General features: G+C 63.3%; 17 protein-coding genes and 1 tRNA gene. 1 reads left to right on the top strand and 17 read right to left on the bottom strand.

Annotated elements, in window-relative coordinates; all coding sequences use genetic code 11:
* Window positions 1-100: 100 nt before the first annotated feature.
* From cyoD to cyoA, 4 genes are read right to left on the bottom strand one after another with little or no spacing between them, the layout of a single operon-like run.
* Window positions 101-442: a cytochrome o ubiquinol oxidase subunit IV gene (gene cyoD, locus ACZLIF_RS05945; protein WP_053518984.1), complete on the bottom strand. Its 342-nt coding sequence runs from the start codon at window positions 440-442 to the stop codon at window positions 101-103.
* Window positions 442-1,080, bottom strand: coding sequence for a cytochrome o ubiquinol oxidase subunit III (cyoC, locus tag ACZLIF_RS05940; RefSeq protein WP_065174633.1), 639 nt, complete (start codon window positions 1,078-1,080; stop codon window positions 442-444). The genes cyoD and cyoC overlap by 1 nt, the downstream gene beginning before the upstream one ends.
* A complete protein-coding gene (cyoB, locus tag ACZLIF_RS05935; RefSeq protein WP_053518988.1) occupies window positions 1,077-3,074 on the bottom strand; it encodes a cytochrome o ubiquinol oxidase subunit I in 1,998 nt (665 codons plus the stop codon). Before cyoB ends, cyoC begins: the two co-directional genes overlap by 4 nt.
* A gap of 2 nt (window positions 3,075-3,076) precedes the next feature.
* The gene (cyoA, locus tag ACZLIF_RS05930; protein WP_053518989.1) at window positions 3,077-4,117 is read right to left on the bottom strand and encodes a ubiquinol oxidase subunit II; all 1,041 of its coding nucleotides are present in this window, start codon (window positions 4,115-4,117) and stop codon (window positions 3,077-3,079) included.
* A gap of 343 nt (window positions 4,118-4,460) precedes the next feature.
* Here cyoA and ACZLIF_RS05925 point away from each other — a divergent pair, with 343 nt between their 5' ends.
* Window positions 4,461-5,141, top strand: coding sequence for a GyrI-like domain-containing protein (locus ACZLIF_RS05925; protein ID WP_128989440.1), 681 nt, complete (start codon window positions 4,461-4,463; stop codon window positions 5,139-5,141).
* Here the strand turns inward: ACZLIF_RS05925 and ACZLIF_RS05920 are convergent.
* The 13 genes from ACZLIF_RS05920 to ACZLIF_RS05860 form a co-directional block, all read right to left on the bottom strand.
* Window positions 5,129-5,320 carry a hypothetical protein gene (locus ACZLIF_RS05920; RefSeq protein ID WP_128989438.1) on the bottom strand — a complete coding sequence of 64 codons (192 nt, stop codon included), beginning with the start codon at window positions 5,318-5,320 and terminating at the stop codon, window positions 5,129-5,131. The genes ACZLIF_RS05925 and ACZLIF_RS05920 overlap by 13 nt on opposite strands.
* Before the next feature lie 43 nt (window positions 5,321-5,363).
* Entirely contained in the window at window positions 5,364-7,046 is a 1,683-nt protein-coding gene (locus ACZLIF_RS05915; protein WP_128989436.1) for a TonB family protein, read from the bottom strand.
* Window positions 7,043-8,449 carry a DNA-binding protein gene (locus ACZLIF_RS05910; protein WP_128989434.1) on the bottom strand — a complete coding sequence of 469 codons (1,407 nt, stop codon included), beginning with the start codon at window positions 8,447-8,449 and terminating at the stop codon, window positions 7,043-7,045. Before ACZLIF_RS05910 ends, ACZLIF_RS05915 begins: the two co-directional genes overlap by 4 nt.
* A gap of 4 nt (window positions 8,450-8,453) precedes the next feature.
* Window positions 8,454-9,164, bottom strand: a complete 711-nt coding sequence (locus tag ACZLIF_RS05905; RefSeq protein WP_206733984.1) for a PP2C family serine/threonine-protein phosphatase — start codon at window positions 9,162-9,164, stop codon at window positions 8,454-8,456.
* Between the two features lie 47 nt (window positions 9,165-9,211).
* Entirely contained in the window at window positions 9,212-9,892 is a 681-nt protein-coding gene (locus ACZLIF_RS05900; protein WP_128989432.1) for a vWA domain-containing protein, read from the bottom strand.
* Between the two features lie 421 nt (window positions 9,893-10,313).
* A complete protein-coding gene (locus tag ACZLIF_RS05895; RefSeq protein ID WP_241685980.1) occupies window positions 10,314-13,352 on the bottom strand; it encodes an autotransporter domain-containing protein in 3,039 nt (1,012 codons plus the stop codon).
* Between the two features lie 363 nt (window positions 13,353-13,715).
* Complete coding sequence (locus ACZLIF_RS05890) at window positions 13,716-13,862, bottom strand: hypothetical protein (RefSeq protein WP_478462409.1); 147 nt, start codon at window positions 13,860-13,862, stop codon at window positions 13,716-13,718.
* 645 nt (window positions 13,863-14,507) lie between these two features.
* Window positions 14,508-15,425 (bottom strand): RHS repeat domain-containing protein, encoded by a 918-nt coding sequence (locus ACZLIF_RS05885; protein WP_241685979.1) that lies wholly within the window; start codon window positions 15,423-15,425, stop codon window positions 14,508-14,510.
* A 14-nt stretch (window positions 15,426-15,439) separates the two neighbouring features.
* Entirely contained in the window at window positions 15,440-21,517 is a 6,078-nt protein-coding gene (locus ACZLIF_RS05880) for an RHS repeat protein (RefSeq protein ID WP_128989430.1), read from the bottom strand.
* Window positions 21,518-22,369: 852 nt separating this feature from the next.
* Window positions 22,370-22,855, bottom strand: coding sequence for a hypothetical protein (locus tag ACZLIF_RS05875; protein ID WP_128989428.1), 486 nt, complete (start codon window positions 22,853-22,855; stop codon window positions 22,370-22,372).
* Window positions 22,852-23,796 (bottom strand): RHS repeat-associated core domain-containing protein, encoded by a 945-nt coding sequence (locus tag ACZLIF_RS05870; RefSeq protein WP_343132737.1) that lies wholly within the window; start codon window positions 23,794-23,796, stop codon window positions 22,852-22,854. Before ACZLIF_RS05870 ends, ACZLIF_RS05875 begins: the two co-directional genes overlap by 4 nt.
* Before the next feature lie 258 nt (window positions 23,797-24,054).
* A tRNA-Thr gene (locus tag ACZLIF_RS05865) sits at window positions 24,055-24,130 on the bottom strand.
* Between the two features lie 51 nt (window positions 24,131-24,181).
* A complete protein-coding gene (locus tag ACZLIF_RS05860; RefSeq protein ID WP_128989426.1) occupies window positions 24,182-25,186 on the bottom strand; it encodes a 2-hydroxyacid dehydrogenase in 1,005 nt (334 codons plus the stop codon).
* Window positions 25,187-25,245: the final 59 nt, after the last annotated feature.

The raw sequence follows: 25,245 nt of genomic DNA, 5'->3' as shown, positions 1-25,245 counted from the left end.
GTCGGAGCCCTCGCCTGCGACATGGGATCCGACCCCATCCACCTGACAACAGAAAGGCCGCCCGGGGGCGGCCTTTCTGCGTGGCAACGTCGCGGGGACGTCAGTGCATCATATGCACGTTCATGTTGTGCATGACCCACAGGGTGCCGACCACGATGATGCCGATCACCACGATGGTGAAGGCAGCAGCGTTGACGTTCCAGCGGCTCTCCGAGGAGCGGTCCAGGTGCAGGAAGAACACCAGGTGGACCAGCATCTGCAGCACGGCGGTGATCGCGATCACCACACCGTTGACGGTGCGGGAGAAGTCGCCCGACATCACCATCCAGAACGGGATGACGGTCAGCACCACTGCCAGCACGAAGCCGATCAGGTACGACTTCACGCTGCCGTGGCTTTCGCCACCGGTGCCATGATCGTGTGCGTGGTTGTCATGTGCCATTACAGCGCTCCATTGAGGTAGACGACGGAGAACACGCCGATCCAGATCAGGTCCAGGAAGTGCCAGAACAGGCTCAGGCACGCCATGCGGGTCTTGTTGGTCGGGGTCAGGCCGTACTTCTTCAGCTGCACGAACATCACCAGCAGCCACAGCAGGCCGGCGCTGACGTGCAGGCCGTGGGTACCGACCAGGGCGAAGAACGCCGACAGGAAGGCACTGCGGTCCGGACCATAGCCCTGGTGGATCAGGTGCTGGAATTCCCACACTTCCATGCACATGAAGCCGAAGCCCAGCAGCCAGGTGATTGCCAGCCACAGGTACATCTGGCCCACCTGCTTGCGGTGCAGGGCGATCATGCCCAGACCGAAGGTCAGCGAGGAGGTCAGCAGCAGCGCGGTTTCCCAGGCCACGAACGACAGTTCGAACAGGTCCTTCGGACCGGGGCCACCATCGGTGCCGCCGGCCAGCACCACATAGGTGGCGAACAGCGACGCGAAGATGAGGCAGTCGCTCATCAGGTACACCCAGAAACCGAAGACGGTGTTGCCGCCGGTGTCGTGATGCTCGTGGTCGTCATGGCCATGGGCCGCCGCATGCGCGGCGTGCCCGTGGCTCAGGGTCGAGGTATTGGTGCTCATGCCTTCAGCTCCGACTTCACCAGGCCCTGGGCTTCCAGGTGCTTGCGGTGTTCGTTCTCGATGCGTTCCACCTCGGCGGCCGGGACCCAGTAGTCCACGTCCTGGTCGAAGGTGCGGTAGATGAACGTGGCGATCATGCCGACGAAGCCGACGATGGCCAGCCACCAGATGTGCCAGATCATCGCGAAGCCGAACACCAGGCTGAAGGCACCGATGACAACACCCGTGCCGGTATTGCGCGGCATGTGGATGTCGGTGTACTTCGCCGGCTTCGGCCAGGCCTCACCGCGCTGCTTGCGCTCCCAGAAATCGTCCAGCTCGGTGACGTCCGGCAGCGTGGCGAAGTTGTAGAACGCCGGCGGCGAAGAGGTTTCCCACTCCAGCGTACGGGCATCCCACGGATCGCCGGTCAGGTCGACGGTCTTCTTGCGGTCGCGGATCGACACGGCCACCTGGATGATCTGGCACAGGATGCCGGCACCGACGATGAAGGCACCTGCAGCAGCAACCAGCAGCAGCGGCTCATAGGCCGGATTGACCGTGCTCTGCAGGCGACGGGTCATGCCCATGAAGCCCAGCACGTACATCGGCATGAAGGTCACGTAGAAGCCGATGAACCAGCACCAGAACGCACACTTACCCCAGAACTCGTTGAGGCGGAAGCCGAACATCTTCGGCCACCAGTAGGTGATGCCCGCGAACATGCCGAACACCACGCCGCCGATGATCACGTTATGGAAGTGCGCGATCAGGAACAGGCTGTTGTGCAGCACGAAATCGATGGCCGGGATGGCCAGCATCACGCCGGTCATGCCGCCGATGGTGAAGGTGACCATGAAGCCGATCGTCCACAGCACCGGCGTGGTGAACTGCACGCGGCCGCGGAACATGGTGAACAGCCAGTTGAAGATCTTCACGCCCGTGGGAATGGAGATGATCATCGTCGTGATGCCGAAGAAGGCATTGACGTTGGCACCCGAACCCATGGTGAAGAAGTGGTGCAGCCACACGATGAACGACAGCACGCCGATGCAGGCGGTGGCGTAGACCATGCCCTTGTAACCGAACAGGGCCTTGCGCGAATACGTGGCGATCACTTCCGAGAACACGCCGAACGCCGGCAGGACCAGGATGTACACCTCCGGGTGGCCCCAGATCCAGATCAGGTTGATGTACAGCATGGCGTTGCCGCCACCGTCATTGGTGAAGAAGTGCGTACCCAGGTAACGGTCCAGGGTCAGCAGCACCAGGGTGATGGTCAGCACCGGGAAGGCAGCGACGATCAGCACGTTGGTCACCAGGGCAGTCCAGGTGAACACCGGCATCTGCATCAGCTTCATGCTCGGCGTGCGCATCTTGAGGATGGTGATGAAGAAGTTGATACCACTCAGCGTGGTACCCAGACCCGCCACCTGTAGACCCCAGATGTAGTAGTCCATGCCTACGCTTGGACTGTATTCGATCCCCGACAAGGGCGGGAATGCCAGCCAGCCGGTGGCGGCGAACTCACCGATCCACAGCGACAGCATGATCAGCACCGCACCGGCGACGAACAGCCAGAAGCTGAGCGAGTTGACGAACGGGAACGCGACGTCGCGCGCACCGATCTGCAGCGGCACGGCCAGATTCATCAGGCCGGTGATCAACGGCATCGCCACGAAGAAGATCATGATCACGCCGTGGGCGGTGAAGATCTGGTCGTAGTGGTGCGGCGGCAGGTAACCCTCGGAGCCACCGACGGCGATGGCCTGTTGGGTGCGCATCATGATCGCGTCGGAGAAACCGCGCAGCAGCATGACGAAGGCGACGATGAGGTACATCACGCCGATCTTCTTGTGATCCACCGAGGTGAACCACTCCTTCCACAGATAGCCCCACAGCTTGAACTTGGTGATCAGGGCGACGACGCCCAGGCCACCCAGCACCGCACCGACCAGTGTGGTCAGCACGATCGGATCGTGGGGGATCGACTCAAGAGAGAGTTTTCCCAGCATGTTCATTCTCCCGAGCCCGCATGACCGGCGTGGCCGGCGTGCTCGTGTTCAGTGGCATCCAGGTTTTCCCCGGACTCCTTGGACTTGTGCTCTTCGCTCGGGGCGTGGCCTTCATGCCCTTCATGGCTGGCAGCATCGGCGGCGGCAGCGCCCGCATGGGCGTGCTTCATGCCGTAGTGCTTGTTGTCGCCCATGTGCTTGGCGATGACCCAGTCGAACAGGCCCTCCTCGGACCGGCCGTAGTAGGTCACCGGATACCACTCGGCATTGCGCGCTTCACCCAGGGCCTTGAACGAGGCCTTGTCCAGCGTCTGCTCACCGGCGCGGACCTGGTCCAGCCACTGGCGGTACTCGGCATCGGTGACCGAATAGGCAGTGAAGTGCATCTTGGCGAAGCCCGCACCGCTGTAGTGCGAGGACATGCCCGGGAATTCACCGGTTTCGTTGGCGATCAGGTGGAGCTTGGTCTCCATCGCCGCCATCGAATAGATCATGCTGCCCAGGTGCGGGATGAAGAAGGCATTCATCACCGTGTCGGAGGTGATCTTGAAGTTCAGCGGAGTGTTGACCGGGAACTTGATCTCGTTGACGACCGCGATCTTCTCTTCCGGATAGATGAACAGCCACTTCCAGTCCAGCGAGATCGCCTCGATGGTGACCGGCTTGACGTCCGATTCCAGCGGCTTGTACGGATCCAGCGCGTGCGAGGAGCGCCAGGTCAGCACGGCCAGCACCAGCACGATCATGCAGGGGATCGACCACACCACCACCTCGATCGCCGTCGAGTGCGACCACTTCGGCTCGTAACGGGCCTTGGTGTTGGAAGCGCGGTACTTCCACGCGAAGGTCAGGGTCATGATGATGACCGGGATGACGACCAGCAACATGAGCACGGTGGCCGTGATCAGCAGGGTCTTCTCATCCTGGCCGATCTGGCCCTTCGGACTGAGGATGGCCACGGCATCGCAGCCGGTGAGCATCACCAGCACTGCGAGCAGCAGGCCCGGGCGCAACCAGCGCCCAAGGGTTTTCAACGGAATCATCGGTCGATCCAATTGCGAGGGAATGCCGTTCCCCGTCCTGCCCGCTCCGGCCAAAGCCGGTCCCACCCGTCCGGAGACAGGCAGGGAGGTGGGGTCGAGTCAGCCTTGCAATTTTAGGCCGTCACCCACCATTTAAGAAAGGCATTGACAATGATCCTCCGCAGGAAAGGCCCCATTCTGGCTGCGACACGTTGTCGCACCGTGCGCGCAGTGGGGCGCGGAGCATCGCAGCCGCAGGTGTCGCCACGCCGGAATCCCTCGTTCGGCAAAGTCGAATGAACGCATTCAGGAACTGTGGCATGCTGACGCGCGTGCGATGCTGTCCGTCTACTGGAGATCTCCAATGGGCAAAGTCGATTTCAAGACGCTTGACCGCACCCTGTACCGGGCGCCGACCGGCGACTTCGTCCTGCTCCAAGTGCCCTCCCTGCCGTTCGTGATGGTTGACGGCCGCGGCGACCCCAACACGGCAATCGCCTACGCCGAGGCCGTACGCTGGCTTTACTCCGTCAGCTATGCGTTGAAGTTCGCCCTCAAGGCGGTGGGACAGGACCATGTGGTTGCGCCGCTGGAGGGGCTCTGGAGCGCTGAGGATCCGGGCAGCTTCGTCGCCCGCCGCAAGGACGAATGGACCTGGACCCTGATGATCCGCACCCCGGATGCCGTCGACACGCCGCGGTTCGCTGCAGCAACGGAGACGGTGAGGGCGAAGCTCGGTGCGCCACCCTCCAGCCTGCGCCTGCAGCGGCTGGAGGAGGGTCTCTGCCTGCAGACGCTGCACGTGGGCCCCTATGAGGATGAAGGCCCGACACTCGCGAGGCTGCACCAGGAGGTGATGCCATCGCTGGGCTACACGTTTGCCGGCCCGCACCATGAGATCTATCTGAGCGACCCACGGAAGACCGCTCCTTCGCGACTCAAGACACTCCTGCGCCAACCTGTGCGCGCGGTAGAGGCGGATCAGCCGCCGGTGGACGTCCCCGCCCGGCGGGCGAGGATGTCCTCCCTGCATCAGAACCGGTAACCCAGCCCCAGCTGCACACCATTCTGCAGCTGGCCGTCGCGGCGCTCGCCCACATAGTCGACCATCACCGACAGCCGCTCGCTGGCCCGGCTGGTCACACCCAGGTTCCAGCTCAGCACCTGCTCCCCCACCGTCTGGCTGTTGCTGCCGAACATCATCCGCATGGGCCAGATACGCAATGACGTCCGCCTCAATCGGCGGGGGAACCGCGGATGAAGGCAGTCAGCGAAGCACGGGGGGCTCGCCACCCGATGGCAGGAACTCGACTGCCACCCCTCGCCGCTCCCCGCCAGCCGGTACCTTGACTGCGCTGCGCCAGCGCGCCGCCGCCGCCCGCGCAGCCTGGTCCAGCGCCAGGACGCCGCTGCTCCTCTGCACAAGGACCGAGGTCACCTGCCCGTCCTCCCAGACATCAACCACCAGCAACACACGCACGTTACGGGCAACGACGGTGCCTTCCGGCAAAGGCGGCAACGGCTCGGGTGTGAAGCCGGCCGCGGCCAGATCCACACGTAGCGTTCCCCGATCGCCCTCCGCCGTATTGGGCGGCCCGCCGTCTTCCTGCGCAGGGGCTGCGGGCGCCCGGGGCCGCGGCGGCACCCACAACCCTGTGCCATCGGCCAGCGTTCCGCGTGGCGGCAGCGCTCGCTCTGCGTCGGGCTCATCCGAGGGCGACGTCACCGACACCACTGGCACGCCCGGCTCTGCCATCCCGCCAGGCGAGGCCGCCGTGTCGCCGCCAGCGTCATCACTTGTACCCTCAGAAACCTTGTCGGCAGCCGGCCCGAGCAGCGCCGAGGCCCGCGCCTCCAGAATGCGGGAGCGCTCCCTGCTGCCGCGCGACATCATGATGGCCCCCAGGCGCACGTCGCTGCCCAGCAGGATGTTGCCGGTATTGAGGTAGTCACGCGAGTCCACGCCGCTGCGCAGCCGTCGTTCCAACTGGCCGGCTACCACGCGCGCGCCCAGCGCCAGTTCCTCGTCCTGGTCGGCCATCACTTCGCTGTAGGCCTCCCATACAGGAACTTCGTTGGGCGCATAGGCCAGCACCTGTTCCAAGAGGGTCTGTATCCGATACAGGCGCTCCTGCAATGGCAACTCGTCCAACGCAGGGGGCAGCTGCCGCCTGCCGAAGAAGCTGCGCACCGACAGCGCTCGCATGTCCTCGGTCAACAGCGCCAGAGCAATGGCCGGGCGGCGTGGCGACGCAGCCCACATCTGCCGAAGCAGTTCGGTCGATTCCGCGTCCAGCGCCCTGTATTCCGGGCTCCGCCTTGCCTCCAGCACACTGCGATCGATGGCACCGGTACGGCTGGGCGGAGAGAGCGCGTTCATCTTGCCCACCACGGCGCTGTACTGGTCGCGCAGGCGCGCGAACTCGCGCGTATGGTCAGACGTGCGCGGCCAGAGCCGAGCAGATGCCTTCAGCTCGCTCAACAGGTGATCGACCTGCGCCACGTCTCCGCGGGCACCAGCGCGCATCGCCGCCTCCACTGTCTGCAGCGAGTCCTGCTCGAACGCCTCGCGCGAACTCCATTGCCGCTGCCCGCGCGCCAAGTCGTTCGCCGCTATGTAGACCTGGCGCGGTGCGTCGCGATCAGCAGAGCCTCCGCCACCAGAGATGACTACCACCACGACGAAACCCAAGCCCAGCATCAGAGCCGCCACCAGGTAATTGCCGGACCGATCCAGCCAGGCCACGCGCAGCAGCGACAGCACCGAAGCCGTGCCGCCCAGCATCACCGCCGCGCGGAAGGCAGCGCGGCCATCGCTGATGGATGGGCGAGCACCCAGATGGCCCAGGACATCAAACGTGGAGTAAACCAGACCGCCCAGCCACGCCCACAACGGCGTCAGGCCAATCAGAACCGCCAGCAGCACGGCAAGCCAGCCCAGCCACTTCACGGCCGCCTACTCATGATCAAGCCCGGCACGCACAGGATGTAGAACAGCACGCCCAGCAGGAGCATGCCGGACTGCACGGCCAGCTCAAAGCCATCCCACCAGCCCGGCGAGGGCAGCGCGTCGTAGGCACGCCAGGCCGGCATGCCCCAGCCGGCCACCCAGCCCAGCACCAGGGTGCCGACCGCCGCCATCGTAACCCGCGACCCCAGGCCGGGAAGCTGACTGGTTGTGGCAGCAGCGCCCGGAGCGGCCGGCCTTGCCACCGGGCGGGCGGCTGCCGCCTGCCGCAGTGGCTGGGCCGTGCGGGTACGTTTCCGCTTGCGACCGCGGCCCTTGCCGCCGTTCGTCTGCTGTGCCACGCGCGCACTGCGTGCGACCAGGCCGGCGCGCGCGCACGCCGCGCAGGGTAGCCCGGCAAAGTGCTGGTGGCTGGCATCCTGACTGCACGCCACCAACTGGCCGCCGCTTCGCTGCGCGTAGCCCATCAGCAGCGACGACCACTCCTGCGCCGATGGACGGCGCTGCGGCTGCGCCGAGAACGCGCGATCAAACAGATCGCGCAGAGCCGGCGGGAACATTTCATGGCCACTGACCGGTGCGGGCAGCAGGCGGCTGATGCCGCGCCGGCCGTAGGGATACAACCGCGCAGCGATGCGCCCAGGCAGGTCGTTGGGCACGTCGCCCCCCTGGGGGCGCCCGGCGTACGGATGCAGGCCCGAATTGAGCAGCTGGAATACGATCACCGCCAATGCGAAGCGATCCTGCGCCTCTTCCTCGCCAGGCGTGACCCCACGCTGCTGGAACTCGGCCGCCAGATAATCGGTGGTCACCTGGCCGGCCGGGAAACGCTCGTCCTTGCCCTGGATGCTGAAGCCATCGCAATCAAGCATGGCGATGAACAGCGAATCGCGGTAGAAGCGGACATTCAGCGGCTTGAGATCGACCACGTAGTGCTGGCAGCGGTGCAAGGCAGCCAGGGTCGCCGCCAGATTCGCAGCCAGGGTCATCTTCGCGCCCAGACCGGTGGGCAGCTTTTCAACGCGTGCCTGCCGTTCCTGCAGTACATGCTCAAGATCGGTGGTGGCCGAGACGTCCAGGATCGGCATGCTGAAGCCGACGAAGCGCCCGCCACAGTCACGAAGCAGGCCGGTCGGCCATGCGATCTGGACCCGTTCGCGCCCACCCTCTCGGAGCGTCGGCAGATCCGGCTGCAGTTCCAGCATTGCCCGCAGCTTGCGCTCGTAGAACAGCACGTCCTTGGCCGAGTGATACAGCTTGGCGACCTCGCGCGGACGCTCCTTCAGAGTGAACACACTGCCGGCGCCACCACTCTTGAGCAGGCGCAGCAGGGTCAGCGGCTGGCGCCGCTGGTCGAAGATGATTTCTCCACTGCGGCCAGGCATGTGCTCAGCCCGGCAATGCGATCAGCAGCGTCTTGTCATCGCCGGTAATGCCATCCGTGCGCGGGTCGGACAAGGTCGCCTGCAAGGCCTGGCTCCCATGCACTTCATCCACAGCAGAGAGATAGCGCAGCACCGGCCCGAAAAACGGCTGGAACAAGGTGTCCCCTCGGCGCGTCATCGCAAAGGGCTGCACGCCGTCGGACATCAGCACCAGCGCCTGCACCGCCCCTTCGAAACGGGTCAGCCGCAACTGTTGCCGCCAATTGGCTCCGGTAACGAACCAGGTTTCGTTGGCGTACTCGCCGTTGGCCGGCAGCGATACTGCATCGGCGGTGTCATCGCTGAATGCGCAGGCGGCGACCCCATCGCCGATATGGAAGAACCAGCCACCACGCACATCGGCTACTACCCCCACCAGGGTGCAGGCATGGTCGGACAGGCGCAGGCCACGTCCGGCCGCCAACAGCGCCAGTTGACCGCGCGCGTCATCGATGGCCGTTTCGATGATCGGCCGCAGCACGTCCACGGGCACCGTCAGCGGTGCGTCGCCCAACGCCGGTGCCGCCGCCACTGCAGCCGCGACGCTGCACGACACGTGTTGCGCCCCGATATCGCTGTGCGAGGCCGAACCGGCACCATCGCAGACCACCGCCACCAGCAGCGCGCCGCTGCATACCGCGGCATGCGCGTCCTGGCAGGGCTGTCCGCGATCCACGTGTGACCGCCCCGTAGCCGAGGCAGCCATAACGCGCCAACTCACGGTCAGACCGGCACGTGCGACCAGTTATCGGTCGCCGGCAACTGGACCTGCCCGCCGGGCGTCGAATTGGACACCGCGCGCATGCTCGCGCTGAGCCACAGGAACAGCTCCTTGAACTGCAGGCCCTGCAAACGCTTCACCCCGCGCTCGCCATTGCGGCTGAACTGGGCAAGCACACCGAGGTCGGCATTACCCACTGCAATTGGAAACACCGCCACCCTGTTCTGTTCCTCGGCACTGCGGCACTGTTCGGCCACCGCCTCCCAGGCATCGGTCGGTTGGCCATCTGACATCAGGAACAACCATGGCCGCGTGTAGGCCACGCCAGCCTGCCGGAAGCGCTGCTTCTCATCTTCGATTTCCTGCAGGGCAAGCTCCACCGCCGCGCCGGTGGGGGTGGTGCCGTTGGCCTTCAGGGTGGGTGCAGTGAAATCCATTGCATCACACCAGTCACCACGTACGGCGGCAGTGTCCATGCCACCGTATTCCACCAGCAACACGCGCACGCGCTTGGCCGCTATCACATCGTCCTTCAGCTCCTTCTCCAGCAGCTTCAGGCCAGCGTTGAGCTGTTCGATCGGGCTACCACCCATGCTGCCGGAGCAGTCCAGTACCAGTATCAGCGGTGTGCGCTGTTCGCTGTTATCGACCAGAGAAACGTCAGGAATCGCGCCAATGGGCATCGTTGTAAGCCTCCGTGCTATGGACCGGGCCGCTGTATGCGGTTGCATCGAGTATAGGCACAGAGGGAGAAGGGAAGCCATCAGCCGACTTCCGACCCGGAATCCGACTCTGTCCACGGGGTTATGGACAGCCAACCGCCTCCCTGCCGATACCGTCGTTCTGGAACATCTGTTCAGAAGCAGGACGATCTTTCCGGTGCAAATGCGACATAGCTCGCATCCCGCCGGGCATGGCCCGGCGCTACCAGACCAAGCAACACGTTTGCCGGCCCGCACCATGAGATCTAACTGAGCGACCCACGAAGACCGCTCCTTCGCGACTGAAGACACTCCTGCGCCAACCTGTGCGGGCGCCTGCATCACAACCGACGTGCCGCCCGCAGCACGCCCCCGCCCTGCGGGCGAGGACGTCCTCCCTGCATCAGAACCGGTAACCCAGCCCCAGCTGCACGCCATTCTGCAGCTGGCCGTCGCGGCGCTCGCCCACATAGTCGACCATCACCGACAGCCGCTCGCTGGCCCGGCTGGTCACACCCAGGTTCCAGCTCAGCACCTGCTCGCCCACCGTCTGGCTGTTGCTGCCGAACACCAGATCCGGCGCCGCCGCAAAGCCGGTGCTGTAACGGGCCTGCGTATCCCCCAGCTCCTTCTGCCACACCACCCGCGCCCGCGGGGTGATGCGCTCGCCGTTGTTGCCCTCGAAGGTCTTGAACAGCTGCAGGCCTGCACCGACCCGGATGCTCTCCAGGCTGCCGCCACGCCCGGCCAGCGCCGCCACGCCCTGCCCTTCGTTGAACCGCGTCGCGGAGGTGCGCGCGTAGTCCACCACCGGCAGCAGCGGCTGGATCACCACGCCCGTGCCGCGGGTAAAGGAGAACGCGTGTTCCACCCGCGCGGAGATCGCATCGTTGCTGTACTTCGCACGCAGCGGGTCCTGCAGGCCCTCGATGCCGGCGATGCTGCGCCGGGTGTCGTGGCGCAGGTCGGTGTAGCGCACCGCCGCGGACAGGTAGCCGCGTGCGTAGATCGCGTCCAGGTAACCGCCCACATCCAGCGCACGCACGTCGCCGGTGAAGCTGGAGGCGCCACGGGCCTTGGTCGACATATCCGCGGCCGCCACGCTCACGCCCAGGCCGACACGGTCATCGGCCAGGCGCGTATCGGCACCGACCACGATGCCGCCCACGGTATGGCTCATCCCGGCCACGCCGGCATCGGCATCGATGCGGCCATGGCTGGCGAAGCCGCGTGCCCACAGACCGTGGCCACGCGGGCCATCACCGCTGGCCCCCGCACCTGCTGCCGTCGGCTCGACCAGATGCATTGCCAGCTGGTTGAACAGGGTGCCATGGCGCATGCCCGGCTGTGCCGACATCGACTGCGCGACCTGCGCGGCCAGGCCATCGGCATCGCCACCGGCACTGCGCATCGCCGCCTGATGCTGCTGGACCACGTTGCCGATGCTGCCCAGCAGGGCGTTGTCGGCCAGGCGCAGGGTGGCGTGCGCATCGCCACGCAGCGCGCCGGCCTGCTGCGCGACCACGTCGCGGTCGGCAAACTGCAGTGCGCCCAGCAGCGGCTCCAGCGCCGACGCCGGCTGCGACGCGGCCGTCCTCAATGCCTGGCCGAGGCCCGCGCCCGACGCCACGTTGGCGAACGGAGACACGTCATCGAAAGCCGGATTGGCGACCGCCCAGATGCCGTCACCGGTCTGCACGATGTTGAACGTCAGCAGCGAGTTCTCGCGCGGATGGAACCTGCGCTGTGCCGTGTCGGCACTGGTCAGATCGGCACTGTAGCCCGAGCCGTCCTGCCGCTCGGCATGGGTGAAGGCGACCTGTCCGGCCTGCAGCTGCGGCACGCTGGCATCGAACTCGCTGTCACTGTCGTTCAACAGCGCGGTGGTCAGCTCGTTGCCTTCCTTGCTGCCATAGATACGCCCCTGTACCAGCGGGATCGAAAGATCCTGGCGGTAGTAGCCCGGTGCGATATCCAGCGCGAGTTTGCCGACCGTGCCGCCGATCAGGAAGCCCGGCGCCGTGGTGGCCGCCCCGTTTCCGCAATAGTAGTAGCTGCCCTGGCTGTCGCAGCGATGGACTTCGAATGCGTCCAGTACAAGGCCCGCCTGGCGCGTTTCCGGGGTGATGTCGAACAGCAGCCGGCCGGCATTGGGATAGGCGAAGCTGACATAGCCGTTGACCGTCAACGGGCCGCCCTGCGGATGAAGATCGCCACCGGCCACCCTCACCCGCGCCACCTGCGGAACATTCCAGGGGAAGTCGGGATAGTCCGGGTCCCCGACATAGGCCGTCGCGCCGATGGTTCCATGCCCCTTCAGTGCGGCCCCTGGATCCAGCGTCACGACGGCCGTGGAGATTCGACCACCGGCCATCGCCACCTCACCTCCACGCCGGACCAGCAGCGTATCGCTGTTGTCCAGTTCGCCGGTCGAGGCGAGGGACAGCGAACCGTCCACGATCGTGCTCCCGGCCTTCAGCAGACCGTCCCTCACATCGACGGCACCGTTGCGTCCTATCACGCTGTTGCCGGTAAGCAGGCTGCTCTGCGCTGTGATGTCCAGCCTCCCCGAGTCCACCCACAGAATCGACGCACCGCTGTCTTCCGTCGCGGACCAATGGGCGCCCGCGGTGAGCTTGATCACGCCAAAGGCATCGCCGCCGACGACCTTGTCCACGTCCACATCGCGCACATAGGAGAACTGCGCGGGATCGAATGCCGGATTGATGTTTCCGCTCACCGGCTTGCCATCGATGACCAGGACATCGTTGGTCGTTGCATAGTCCATCGAGGTCGCCACCCTGTCGCTGAACAGCGTCACGTCCGGATAGGCCGTGCAGCCACCGTCCTCGCTGGTGTCGTGGGTCGGGCAGAAGCGGGTCGCGATGGCCATCGTGGCCGGATCGAAATAGCGGAGGAAGCCGGAGCTTTCCGTCAGTTCGTAGTGGGCCTGGGTGATCCGGCCTTCAATGACGGCAAAGTCCCTGGCGCCAAACATGTCCCGGTAGTACTGGATGTACTTCTCCTGGCCCGGGTACGGCGTGGGAACACCATCCCGGGCTTCGCCATGGATCCCCAGCACGGTCATGTCGTAACCGTCATACACCGGCAGGGCGAAGCGGGTGATCCGACGATTGACACCCGCGACGAATGCATCGGCACACGCCGAGTAGCAACCACCGTCCAGCACGGTATCCAGGCCATTGCGGCGGATGACCTCGCCCATGCCAACGCCACCGCTGGCAGCACCACCGGGTGAATTGCGGAAGACGATCTGGCGGATGGTCCGTCCCTGCCGGTTCGCCGCGCTGAGAATGCGCTCCAAGGTCCTGGGATCGCTGCTCTCGACGCCGCCGGAGTAGTAGATCGTGTCGCCGTTCAGATGGAAGGTGCTTGCCTGCGCATCGAGCGTGGAGAGTCCTGCCATCAGAGCGAACGACATCGCCATGCTCAGCCTGGACCGGGAAATGAGGGGGGAGATCGACGAGTTCGACATGCGGGTTACCTGTGTTCGAGAGAGTGCCGCCCCGCCACCGCCCCTGCCGATGCAGGGCCGTTGGACGTCGCAGTGCCATCCGTCGTGCCTGTGGCCGACGACAGGAAGCACTAACGGCCGAAGGTCGCCCTCACCCCCAGTCGGGCGGCGAATCGCGCCACATCGCAGCGAGGCGTGTCGGCAGGCTCCCGGCGCGGCCTTGGTGGCCGCGGCTGCCAGCCACCACGGCCGTCGGGCCTGGGCCCGCACCACCAGCACCACAAAACAGAAATCCCCGACCGGGGCCAGGGATCTTCATTACAGCGGGCATCAGAAACAAGAGCCCTGCGATCTACGCATCAGCTTGCCGAGCCTGGTCGCAGCTTGTTCAAGCGTCAGGCGTTCGACGGAGCCCAAGGTGCGGCGCTTCCCTTGCGCCCAGGTGAAGATCCAAGCCTTGTGGCCAGAGGTCTGCACTCGCAGGATCAGGCCACGAACCTAACCTGAGCGCCCCTGAGCTCGCAGGTCTATCCTTGGCCCAGCCGCGAGAACGATGCTTTTGGTGAGAGCGGACAACATCGGGAGAATTGTCCGTAAGCGGCGATGGACCCAACTTACGCCAGGATGCGAGGCGATGTCTGGATGCGGATCGTCCGCGACCAACGTGTCCCGTTAGCCTTTGTATCGATGTCCTTCCCTTCCCTTTTCTATTTCAGACAATTCATTCAGCCCGCATCTTCCAGCTGCGACTGCAGATGTCGGAAGGCTGCGACGCACTCCGGAACGCCATCTGACAGATCTTCGAAGAAGAACTCTCTGTAGAAAATATCTGGCCAGATAAGGACGCTGCCACCACGAATTTCAATCCTCCAACAGTCCGGGAGTCTTCCATCAGTCACTGAGAATATATCAACCGGCGCAAAAATCAGATTCCCATGATCGCTGACCAGCTGACAAGTAAGTACGCCAGCCCGATACACAGATGAGGCTTCATGCAGGCTAAGCCCATAAACCGTGTACTCCCTCCCGCGAGTCACGGACAATCGAGGCTTTAGCTTACCCTCTGCGCCGAGACCAGCGAGAACGCTCTCCCATTCATCGATAACTTTAACTCGCATTGAGCTACTTCCCCTCTTCAATGAGCTTTGTTTTTGGCTCAACAACCTGCCCGCTCGACTGATTCCGATATGCGTGGGTGGAAAACTGCTGACCATCTGGCGCCTTATGAGAAGAGCTTGACACCTTGGTCCAATCTGACGCCTGCCCTCCGTGCACAGCACTAAGACGCGCCGAATCCCGCAGCACCACTTCACTAGGGCCGCCAGCAATGATGTCCCCTTGCCCTGATATCAGCTCGCCAAGCTGCTGCTCGCTGCCAAGTTGCTTATTCAACCTAACTCCATCCGCTATATTGTCGGCGCCTTTTATCAGCTTCCCAGCCCCATCCCCTACTACGGGGACAAGCCCAACTACTGCGGCAACTATGTTGACGACAGATGGATCCTGAGCAGCATCTACGCCGCCCTTTATGTCGCCAACAATGGGGGTGAAGTCTGCGACCATGGAGGCAGCTTCACGGAACGCCTGCCTGGTTTCAGGCTTCGTCCAGTCGGTCTCGTAAACCGAGCGCGGCAGACTCTGCCTTCCATCAGGATCAGTGAACTTGTACGGATTGCCGTTCGCATACCGATACCGATTGAACTGCCCAACCGGCTGCTCATACGCCGTCACCGGATCCACCGACAGGAACACCCCAAGCTGCGGGTCCATGTACCGCTGCTGCATGTAGCTCAGTCCGGTCGACGAATCGCTCACATGCCCCGTGTACCCAGGCCCATCGCCGACCTGCCCGCCCACCACCGCCCCGTATGGCTCGTAGACATGGCGCTTGATGACGCTGCCGTTGGCATCGCTCTCGGCCACGACCGAGCCGAGGACATCAGTGTGGACGTAGGTGACCGTCTGTGCAGCGGCATCGAACACCAGCGCCACGACGGCAAGCAACAACAACGGACAGATGCGCCTGATCATCCCGGACATGGTGTGCTCTCCGTTCAGAGGGGCGGATCGCCCGGGTTTTCCGGCTTCGGATCCCGCTCAACCGTGGGCTCGAAAGGTGACGACCAGCCTGAGCAGCCAGCGGCATTGCATGCCCGCACTACATAGGGACTGGTGCAGTATGCAATCGAGTAGCTCTCCCCCTGGATCTCGTTGAGTGGCCCGGAATACATCTGGCCATACACGGTCGTGCCATCGCCTGCATGGAGTTCGTACCGCTCCGCACCGCTCGAGGCAGTCCAGCTGACACTGCAGTTTGCGAACTCGCTGTCGTGCGGTCCGGCGTAGTACCAGTGATGATGTGCATAGGTGATCGTAGGGGTCGACGGCGGACGTATCACATTGACCGTCCTTGTCGCAGACCAGGCACTACACCCGCTGCTGTTGCATGCGGACGCGCGATAGGCATAGCTGCCGGGTGCGCCGGGATTCAACGAAGCGCTTGTACCGGAGTGATCGCCAGCTCCTGCCCACGCAGCGCCGTTCACGCTCTGCTGCAGACTGTAGCGTGTCGCGCCGCTCACCGCTGACCAGCTGACCGTATATGCCGCCGTCGCCGAGGCCGGAGCATTCAGCGTTGGAGCGCTCTGAGGCGGGAGCAGAACCGTGACCATGCCAGTGCTTGAGTAGCTGCTGCAGCCTCCCGTATTACAGGCTCTTACCCGGAACGAGTAGCTGCCATTAGCCCGTCCGCTGACCGAGATACTGGTACCCGCACCGCTCTGGATCTGCGACCACGCCCCGGATGTCAGCTCCTCCAGTCGGTACTCGGTTGTCGCGGCAACCGTCGTCCATGTGACAGTAAAACCGCCATTCGTACTGGATGCAGGCACAGCCAAAGCCGGCGCAGCGGATGGAGGCAGGACCACGACCGTTTTGACCGTTGCAGAGTAGTTTCCACAGCCACTGGCGTTGCAGGCCCGGGCGCGGTACTCATATGAACCGCTTGGCTTGCCACTGACTGCCTTGCTGAGTGCGGAAGCATCCTGCACGTTGCCCCATGCTCCTCCCGCAATACGCTCTTCAAGCTGATAGGACGATGCTGTGAGAACCGACAGCCAGCTCACCGTCCAAGCTCCCGAGCTATTGGTAGCGGGAGCCGTGACGGCGGGCGCGGCGGGCACCAGCAGCACGATGATCGCCTTCTCGGCTGACCAGGCGCTACAGCCACCGGCGTTGCAGGCCTGAACCCGATAGCTCCAGGTGCCGGAAGTCTTTCCGGAAACACTGCGCTGCGTCGCTCCTTCCGCCTGCAACTCCTTCCAGGTTCCAGTCCCCAGCCTTTCCTCCAGCCGATACTCCACAGCGCCGGCAACGCTGCTCCAGCTCACAGGGAATGCTCCGGTGGTGCTGTTTCCGGCCAGTGAAATGGTCGGCGCCCCTGCCGGCGGCAGGAGCACCGTGGTCGAAACGATGTTTGACCAGGGCCCACAACCTGCAGAGTTGCATGCGCGCACCTGGTAGCCGTAACTGCCCGTGGCTTTGCCGCTGATCGCCGCGGACGTCCCAGAAGTACTGGCCAGATTGGTCCAGGCCGCCGCCCCAAGCCGCTCCCTGGGTTCGTACCGGACGCTGCCCGCCACTGGCGTCCAGCTTACGGTGAAGGCACCGGAATAGCTGCTGGCAGGCGCAGTGACAGTTGGCGCCGTGTCCGTCGGGTAGATCACGGTCATCGCCTGCGTGGCCGAATAGGGCCCACATCCAGACACATTGCAGGCCCGCGCTCGATAACTGTAGTTACCGGCCGCCCTTCCACTCAATGTGACACTCAGGGCTGCGGCGTCGTGTACAACAACCCACGCTCCGTTGCCGGCCTGTTCCTCGACAACGTAGCGGCTTGCATCCGCCACGGCCGACCAGCTTATGGTGTGGGTGCCACTGAGACCGACCGCTGGCAGCGCCAACGAAGGTGCCACTGCCGGCACCGGAACATGGTTGACGACGACGGAGCCGCTCCAATCCCCGCACCCGCTTCCCTGACAGGCTCGGACTTGATAGTGGCGTGGACCTTTAGCAACCCCCGAGACAGCGAAGGAAAGCGCACGACCTGCGTAGGCGCTGCTCCAGGATGCACCCGAACTGCTGGACACACGGAGCTCATAACGATTCGCGTTTCCGATCGAACTCCAGCTGACCGTGTAACTTCCGGTTGCTACAGTGGCTGGGGCAGTGAGGACAGGAGCCACAAGAACAACAGCCGTTTCCACCTGCGCAATCAGATGGCTGCCCAGACTCACGTACTCAAGCTCCTTTCCGGTGCGCTTGTTGTGCTGTCGACGCAGCACTCCATCATTGCCGTAGAAGGAGAGGATGTCTCCAGCCGAGGCGTTGTAACTGCCTACTCGTCGCCCGTGAGCATCGTATGCATAGGTCTCGCGGCCGCCAACGTCACGCAGGCGATTGCCGAGATCAAAACGGAACACCTCACCATTCTTCACGGCAAGGTTGCCCTGCACATCGTAGTCGAGGCCGATGATGGCACTCCCGTCATCCTGATTCACGGTCGTCATGCGGTTACGTGCGTCGTACCAGTAATTGTGCTGCTTGATGCCGCCCAGCTTGGCACTGCGCAGGTTGTCCAGAACGTCGTACGTGAAGCGATAGATTTTGTCGCCACCGAAGGAGGCCGAGCTGGCCTGCGTCAGGCGATCGGAGGCGTCATACTGCATCTGCCGTGACTTGGCCGCTTCGATCGCATCCGTGATGCTGGCAACGTTGCCGTTCTTGTCGTAGGCAATGCTGGTATCCAGAACTCCAGAATCGATCGCACGGGACGGCAGTCCGCGAGTGTTCTGGGCCATGCTGTGGGCGATGCCATTGCCGTAGCTGAAAGCCCGCAGCGCGCCATTGGGATAGTAGGCAACGCCGGTGGCAAAGGTCCCAACCCGGGTTGGTTGACCGAGCGCGTTTGGAGCCAGCGCCACCTGCAGACCACTGGGATACTGCAGACTGGCCAACGCACCATTGGCGTCGTAGCCATAGCCCATCGCCCAGATTCCCGACCCCGACTGCTGCAGGGTTTCGCTGATGATCAATCCTCGCTTGGCGTAGTCATAGGTATTGATGACCTGCCTTCCGTCCGGATTGCCGGTTACCACCTGCGTCGGAAGACCGGCGCCGTTGTATGACCACAGCTGGTCACCACTACCGTCGGCGAAGATGAGCTGTTTCAGCCGATTGCGAGCATCGTAGGTGCGATCGACACGGCGGCCTGAGGCTTGCGCTGCAGCCGAATCACAGGTGTTGGTCGCATTCTGAGTCAGCCCGGCCGCGGACCATGCAAGATTTCCGGCTGCGTCGTAGCCCATGGCCGTCGCGCCAGTTTCGGGCTCGACACTCTTGCAGAGCTCCTGCTGGGGGTTGTAAACGTAGGAACGCGTAATCGACACGCCGCTGGTTGCGTTTCGGCGCTTGATCGATGTCGGCTTTCCGAACAGGTCACGCCCGATGTCGGTGAAAGCGCCACCCGGGTGCTCGATTGCTACCGCCTGATCATAGGATGGCGTGTCGTAGACTCGATGCTGGGTAATCGTTGATTGCCCGCGCGCATCAGTGACACGTACACGCATGCCTGACTGATAGCTCGTCAAGGTGGTCAACAGACCCTGTTCGCTATCGATTGAACTTGACGTTGGCCGTCCCAGCGCGTCGAACTCGCTCCACTGACCGGTGCTTGGACTAGCCCCCGCAGCTGGATAGGACTGGAACGTCGTGCGACCCGCATGGTCATACGTGAATCGTTGATAGCGCCCGGTCGCGGAGGGGCTGTTCGCATCCTGCTCAAGGGTCAATGCAGGGCGCCACATCGCATCGAACCACGTCACCTTGTTGCGGCTTCCGGTACTTGTCGTCAGTCGCCAGTGGCCACCCGCCATTCCATGCTCGACAGCGTCAACCCGCTCGAAGACCTGGGTGGTCGGGCTCCACGCCACGGTGTCGCCCACCGCAAATGCCTTGCGTGTCTGCCTCCCCATCGCGTCATAGTCGAAGCTCGTCTGGTAGCCCAGCTCGTTGGTGACCGAGCGTATCCAACCATTGTCGTCGACACTTGCCGACATCGATGTGCCATCCGCGAAGCCTATCGACTGTGGGATACCGCGCTTCCAGCTACTCAGTGTCGTGCTGTTGCCACGACCATCGGCAAAGCTGGCCACAGTGCCATCAGCATGGTAACTCAGCGCTTGAAGAAGCTTGCCGAACCGCCGCTGTTCGGTAGGCATGGCCTTTGCGTTGTAGACCGTCTGGACTTCAACGAGACCGGTATTGTCGTTGGTCTGACTGGATACCTGGCCAAGGATCCAGGCACTGGTGTCATTGTAGTAGCCGGTAGTATCAGTGCGACTGGCGCCTTGTGAACTGCTCCGCGTAACGCGCGATGGCCGGCCATAGCTGTCAAAGGCGTCCACGTGCCAGGTCATCGTTACGCCATCGCGTCGGATCTGCCGCGTCCGCAGGGGACGGACGAGCGCTGACGTCCCATCGAATCCGCCCCACGCCCAACCGTACCGGTCGGGGAACGGAAATGATGCCGCCTCAGCAGAAGAAACGTAACTGAGCTCCTCCGTCTCCAGCACCACACCAGATGCGGCCACCGTCTTGCGCCCGAGCAGTTTTCCTTCGTTGTGCTCGAAGACGATCCCGTAGGTCTCTTCGATCCAGCTGCCGTCGGGCTGTGTGATCTTCACGACCTTGGTCTGCGGGCAGCTCGTGCACGGAGTTACCGTCCCCTCCCACATCGGCTGGAAGTCACCAGAATCGCCATACGTCCACCGCATCTGAGACAGCCCCGGGCCGTCAATGGTCTTCTCGGTCAATGCCAGCAGGTCGGAGTAATAAGGAACACCGAGCACGTGACGCAGAATCCCCTCTCCCGCGGACTCCGGCGCGCAGTAGTGCACAGGGACGCCGGCCCTGTAATGGCGTTGATGATCGAATCTGAAGTTGCCGACGGCACCGGATGGATGCTTGATGCGAAGCCGGTACACCTTCTCACGCAGGGGCGCGACGCCGCCGCACCCTTGGCCGGGGTCCTCCGTCCAGTTTTCATAGGCGATGCGATTATTGTCCAGGTGCTCGATCTCCCAGGACGAGCCATCCGGTTGGGTGACCCGCTGCAGTGCAGCCCCCGCATATCCGTAGTTCCACGTACGCCCGTTCGCCGAAGCACTCTGCAGCTTCGAACCGCTGTAGTTCAGTGTGATAAGACGACCGTCGCTACCGGCGATACTGGTCGGATGCCCGCTCGCGTTGTAGCTGATGCTGACACTGTTCCCGAATCGATCTTCGATTCGGCTTGCGAGCAGATAGACCTCCATCCGTGTCTTGATGTATCCGATGGAGGAATCGACCATCATCTGCCCGACGGTACGCTGCGTACCCACATTGAAGGTGTATTTTATTCCATCCTTCGTCTGCAGGATGAAGCCCTCACCTTCATAGCCCGCCACCATGGGCGTGCAGCTCACCGCGTCCAGTTCGTTGGTCGTCCAGCTCCAGTTGTCCGCGCGCCGGGCATCGGGACGGAAGCTGGCAGGAGGACTGCCGATCAGGGACCGGGCACCATGACCCGGTAGATTCACCGAGTAGCCTGACCAGAGGTCGTTGATTCTGAAGGGCAGCTCGGTGTAGGGAATGAAGTTCGCGCTGCAACGTGGAACCTTGGTCGATCCCCGGTATGTCCACCCGTAATCCGCGTCGAAAACACCGGAGATGTACGGGACGTCGATGTTCCAATCGCCCGCACCGCCGTAGATCTCAGGGTCCTGGCCAAGATGCGGTATCGGACGGATGCTGAATCTGCGGGCGAGTGCCACCGGCAACGCGTTGCTGCCCGGCAACGAGATATCGGTTTGCCGGAAGTGCGCGGCCCGATCGAACGCGTTCACCGAGTCCCCGAACAGATCAGACGTGAGTGGGCCAACCAGTTCCGCCGAGCGCAGCTTTTTGTCGTACTCCTGGTAGGGCTGCTGCACCGCCTGCTGCGCCTGTGCCGCGCCTGCCATCCACAGAATCAGGAAAGCCGCGCTGATGGACTCGAGTACCAGGCGACCACTCTTCTTTGCAACTGTTTCCATCCCTGTCCCCCTAATCCCTTGATCGAGAATTGTGATCCCACTTCCAGACTTCAGTTACGCTGCGCCCGCGGTTGCAAACAGAACCGCACGGCCTTCCCGCTCGCACCGATACGCCCCCGGCCCAGGGTCGGCGTCAGCGCGGGCATGCTTACTCGAAAAATTCTGACCCCGACTCGTGACCCGGACTCCCAGGGTCACGGAGCAAGATTGCACTAACAGATACGGATCGCGAACACCCCAGCAGCGCCGCCAGCTATGTGGTGCCAATAGCGGGAAGATCGAGCAGGCGCTCTCGACGACGGCCGAGCCAACGGCATCGGTAGGATGTACGAGCGCCGTCTGGGCAAGCACGAACGGCGACAGCCGAGGTCAGTCGGCAGCACACAGCGCAGCCAGCGGCCCGCCGCAGCCAGCGTCCGGATTCGATCTTCAAATCCCCTGAAGCGGATCAACACAACGCCTGCAGTTCCCCCGAACCTGCACATCCTTCCAATCCCTGAAAGAGCCTTGAAGGAAGGCTGGGTATTCATAACACAGAACCGGGGCCTGGATGACGGGACTGCAGCATTGACGCCAGAGGCACCAGCCCGCGCGGCAGCCACCGAGCGCCCGGAAGCCTCGGGAGGGGCCGGATCAATCAACAGCAGGAGGCGCTCCCGGGCTGCCAACCAATCCGCATTCCGCCGGGCACTGCCCGACGCTACCACAGCAGGAAAAAAGCCCCGACCCGGTCCGGGGCACTTCATGCAACGGGTGCCGGAAACAGGAGTCGAACCTGCGACCTACGCATTACGATCGACCTCTCCCAACCAGTCAATTGCGCCGTGCAACCATGTCGACCAAGCGTCATGGTCATGGGCGGAACTTCGTGACCTTATTGCGAAGGCAGTCAGTTAATCCGTCGATGGCCATACGGACACAGGACTGGTCGACCATGAAGCTGAAACTGGCTGTCACCACCAGACCGGAGAAGTAGCTAAAAGTAAACACAGCTTTATTCGTGGATCGAACAAAGCGCGGATCATCTCCCAAGCCGACCTCAAGCACCTGCCCACCTCCATCTGCAGGCTGGAGCGCGCGCGAGAATGATCCACCGTCATCCAGCCAGTCTACAAAAGACTGCCTAAGCCCTTCCAATGCGTCTCGCGCCACGATGACTTGCGGAAGCACAACGCGAAAATCCTCAGTTGCCTCCCGCCCCCCCTCTGGCGCTCGATTCCAGTACTCGCCAACCAGCGTGAAGCGACAGACCATTTCGCGATCTGTGCTCTCCACAACTTCACACTCGAGATTCTCCATTCCTCGATTTGAGGGCAGCGACCATCTACGATCAGTCATCGAGACCTCCCTGTTGGATTTCCCTTGGGTCGGCGAGAATGCTCCTCGTTTCTATTGACATTTCTTTCTCCGGTATCGTGTGGAGTCCTTCCCCTGCTCGCATGCCCTCCTTGATCACTTCCGGGCCCACGGTCAGGAATCACCGAGTCGGGATCGCTACTTGAAGCGCCTTCATTTCTTCTCGTTTCAGACTGACGCCCACTTGTACTCTCAGGTGAATATGGATCACTCGGGATGAATGGCGATGGCGATCGTCCCGATTCGCCCCTGCTTCCAGGAATAGGCTGCCCATCTCGCCCCCGCCGCACTGTATCCCGACCTGCGGGACGTTCAGTGGGCCTCGAAGTTGGCCTTCCACTTGGCCCGCTCTCGCGATTCCCCCCGGATGTATCCTCACTGCGCTGGATGTTTCCACCGGGGTGGGGAACCGGGATGGGAAGGATGTAAGGGGCCGGCATCGGAATCGCCTGCCGTCCATCAGGATCAGTGAACTTGTACGGATTCCCGTTCGCATACCGATACCGATTGAACTGCCCAACCGGCTGCTCATACGCTGTCACCGGATCCACCGACAGGAACACCCCCAACTGCGGATCCATGTACCGCTGCTGCATGTAACTCAGCCCGGTGGCCGAGTCGCTCACATGCCCGGTATACCCCGGGCCATCCGTGACCTGACCACCGACCACAGCACCGTAAGGCTCGTAGTCATAGCGCTTGATCACGTTGCCGTTGGCATCGCTCTCGGCCACGACCGAGCCCAGCGCGTCCGTGTGGATGTACGTCACCGTCGTCTGGGCAATTGCGGCTGGCGACACGCCAAGGCCGAGCAGCAGCACGCAGCACAGCCAGGCGCCGAATGCCCCCAGCTTCCGAATTCGATCTTCAAACCCCCTGAAGCGGGTCGACACACCGCCCGCAGTTCCCCCGAACCTGCGCATCCTTCCAATCCCTGAAAGAGCCTTGAAGCAAGGCTGGGTATTCATAGCACAGGAATGACCGGCTGCGGTTGCCACGTCAGGAACTGTGCGAGGAGCCAAGCGCTCGGGAAGCCGGAGGGACGAGTAGGCCGCGAGACTCGGAAATTGCGGCTGCCCGCCATGGGTTGGCACTGCCGGGAACTCGCATTCCGCCGGGCATGGCCCGGCGCTACCAGACACAAAAAAGCCCCGACCAGGGCCGGGGCTTTTCATCAAACATGGTGCCGGAAACAGGAGTCGAACCTGCGACCTACGCATTACGAATGCGCCGCTCTACCAACTGAGCTATTCCGGCCGAGCACGGGATTTTACGGGCTCCCCTGCCCGGTGGTCAATCCACCCTCGGTCAGCCTGCCTCCACCCGGTTCGCGCACGCCCGCCCGGCCGCGAAATCCGCCAGGTTGCCCAGCGTGATCGCCGAGATCTCCTGCAGGGCCTCCACGGTGAAGAAGCCCTGATGGCCGGTCACCAGTACGTTGGGGAAGGTCATCAGGCGCTGGAATGCTTCATCGTCGATGATTTCCCCGGAGAGATCCTGGAAGAACAGCGCGCTTTCCTGCTCGTACACGTCGATGGCCAGGTGGCCCAGCCGGCGTGATTTCAGCGCGCGGATGACCGCATGGGTGTCGACCAGACCGCCACGCGAGGTGTTGACCAGCATGGCGCCCGCCTTCATCTGCGCCAGCGACGCATCGTTGATCAGGTGATGGGTGTCCGCCGTCAATGGGCAGTGCAGCGACACGATGTCGGCGCGGGACAGCAGCTCGGCCAGAGCCACGTTTTCTCCCAGCCCGGCGAAGGATGCCGATGGATAGGGATCATGGCCCAGCACCGTGCAGCCCAGGCCCTTGAAGATGCGCGCCGTCGCCACACCGATCTTGCCGGTGCCGACGATGCCGACGGTGCGGCCATGCAGGGTGTGCCCAAGCAGGCCATCGAGCATGAAGTTGCCTTCGCGTACGCGGTTGTAGGCGCGATGCGTCTGCCGGTTGAGGGTCATCACCAGGGCCAGGGCATGCTCGGCGACGGCCTCAGGTGAGTAGGCCGGCACGCGCGCGACGAACAGGCCCAGCGACGTCGCAGCGGCGAGATCGACGTTGTTGAAGCCGGCGCACCGCAGCAGCACGGCACGTACGCCTTGCGCGTGCAGGGCCTGCAGCACAGGGGCATCAAGACGATCATTGACGAACACGCAGACGGCGTCGCAGCCCTGTGCCAGCGTGGCGGTATGCAGGTCGAGCGCGGCATCGAAGTAGATGAACGCGAAATCCTGTTCTGCGGCGCCGCGTTGATTGGCCTCGTCAAGAAAGCGGCGATCATAGGGCCGGGCGCTGAAGACTGCGATCTGCATGGAGGGGCCTGGGTGGAATTCCATGCCGAACCATACCGCAGCAGCGTGCGTCCTGGGAT

The sequence above is a fragment of the Stenotrophomonas sp. 2201_Sma genome, from assembly GCF_056486685.1.
The sequence above is the reverse complement of the archived record's forward strand: the minus strand, read 5'-3'. Positions and strand labels throughout refer to the sequence as shown.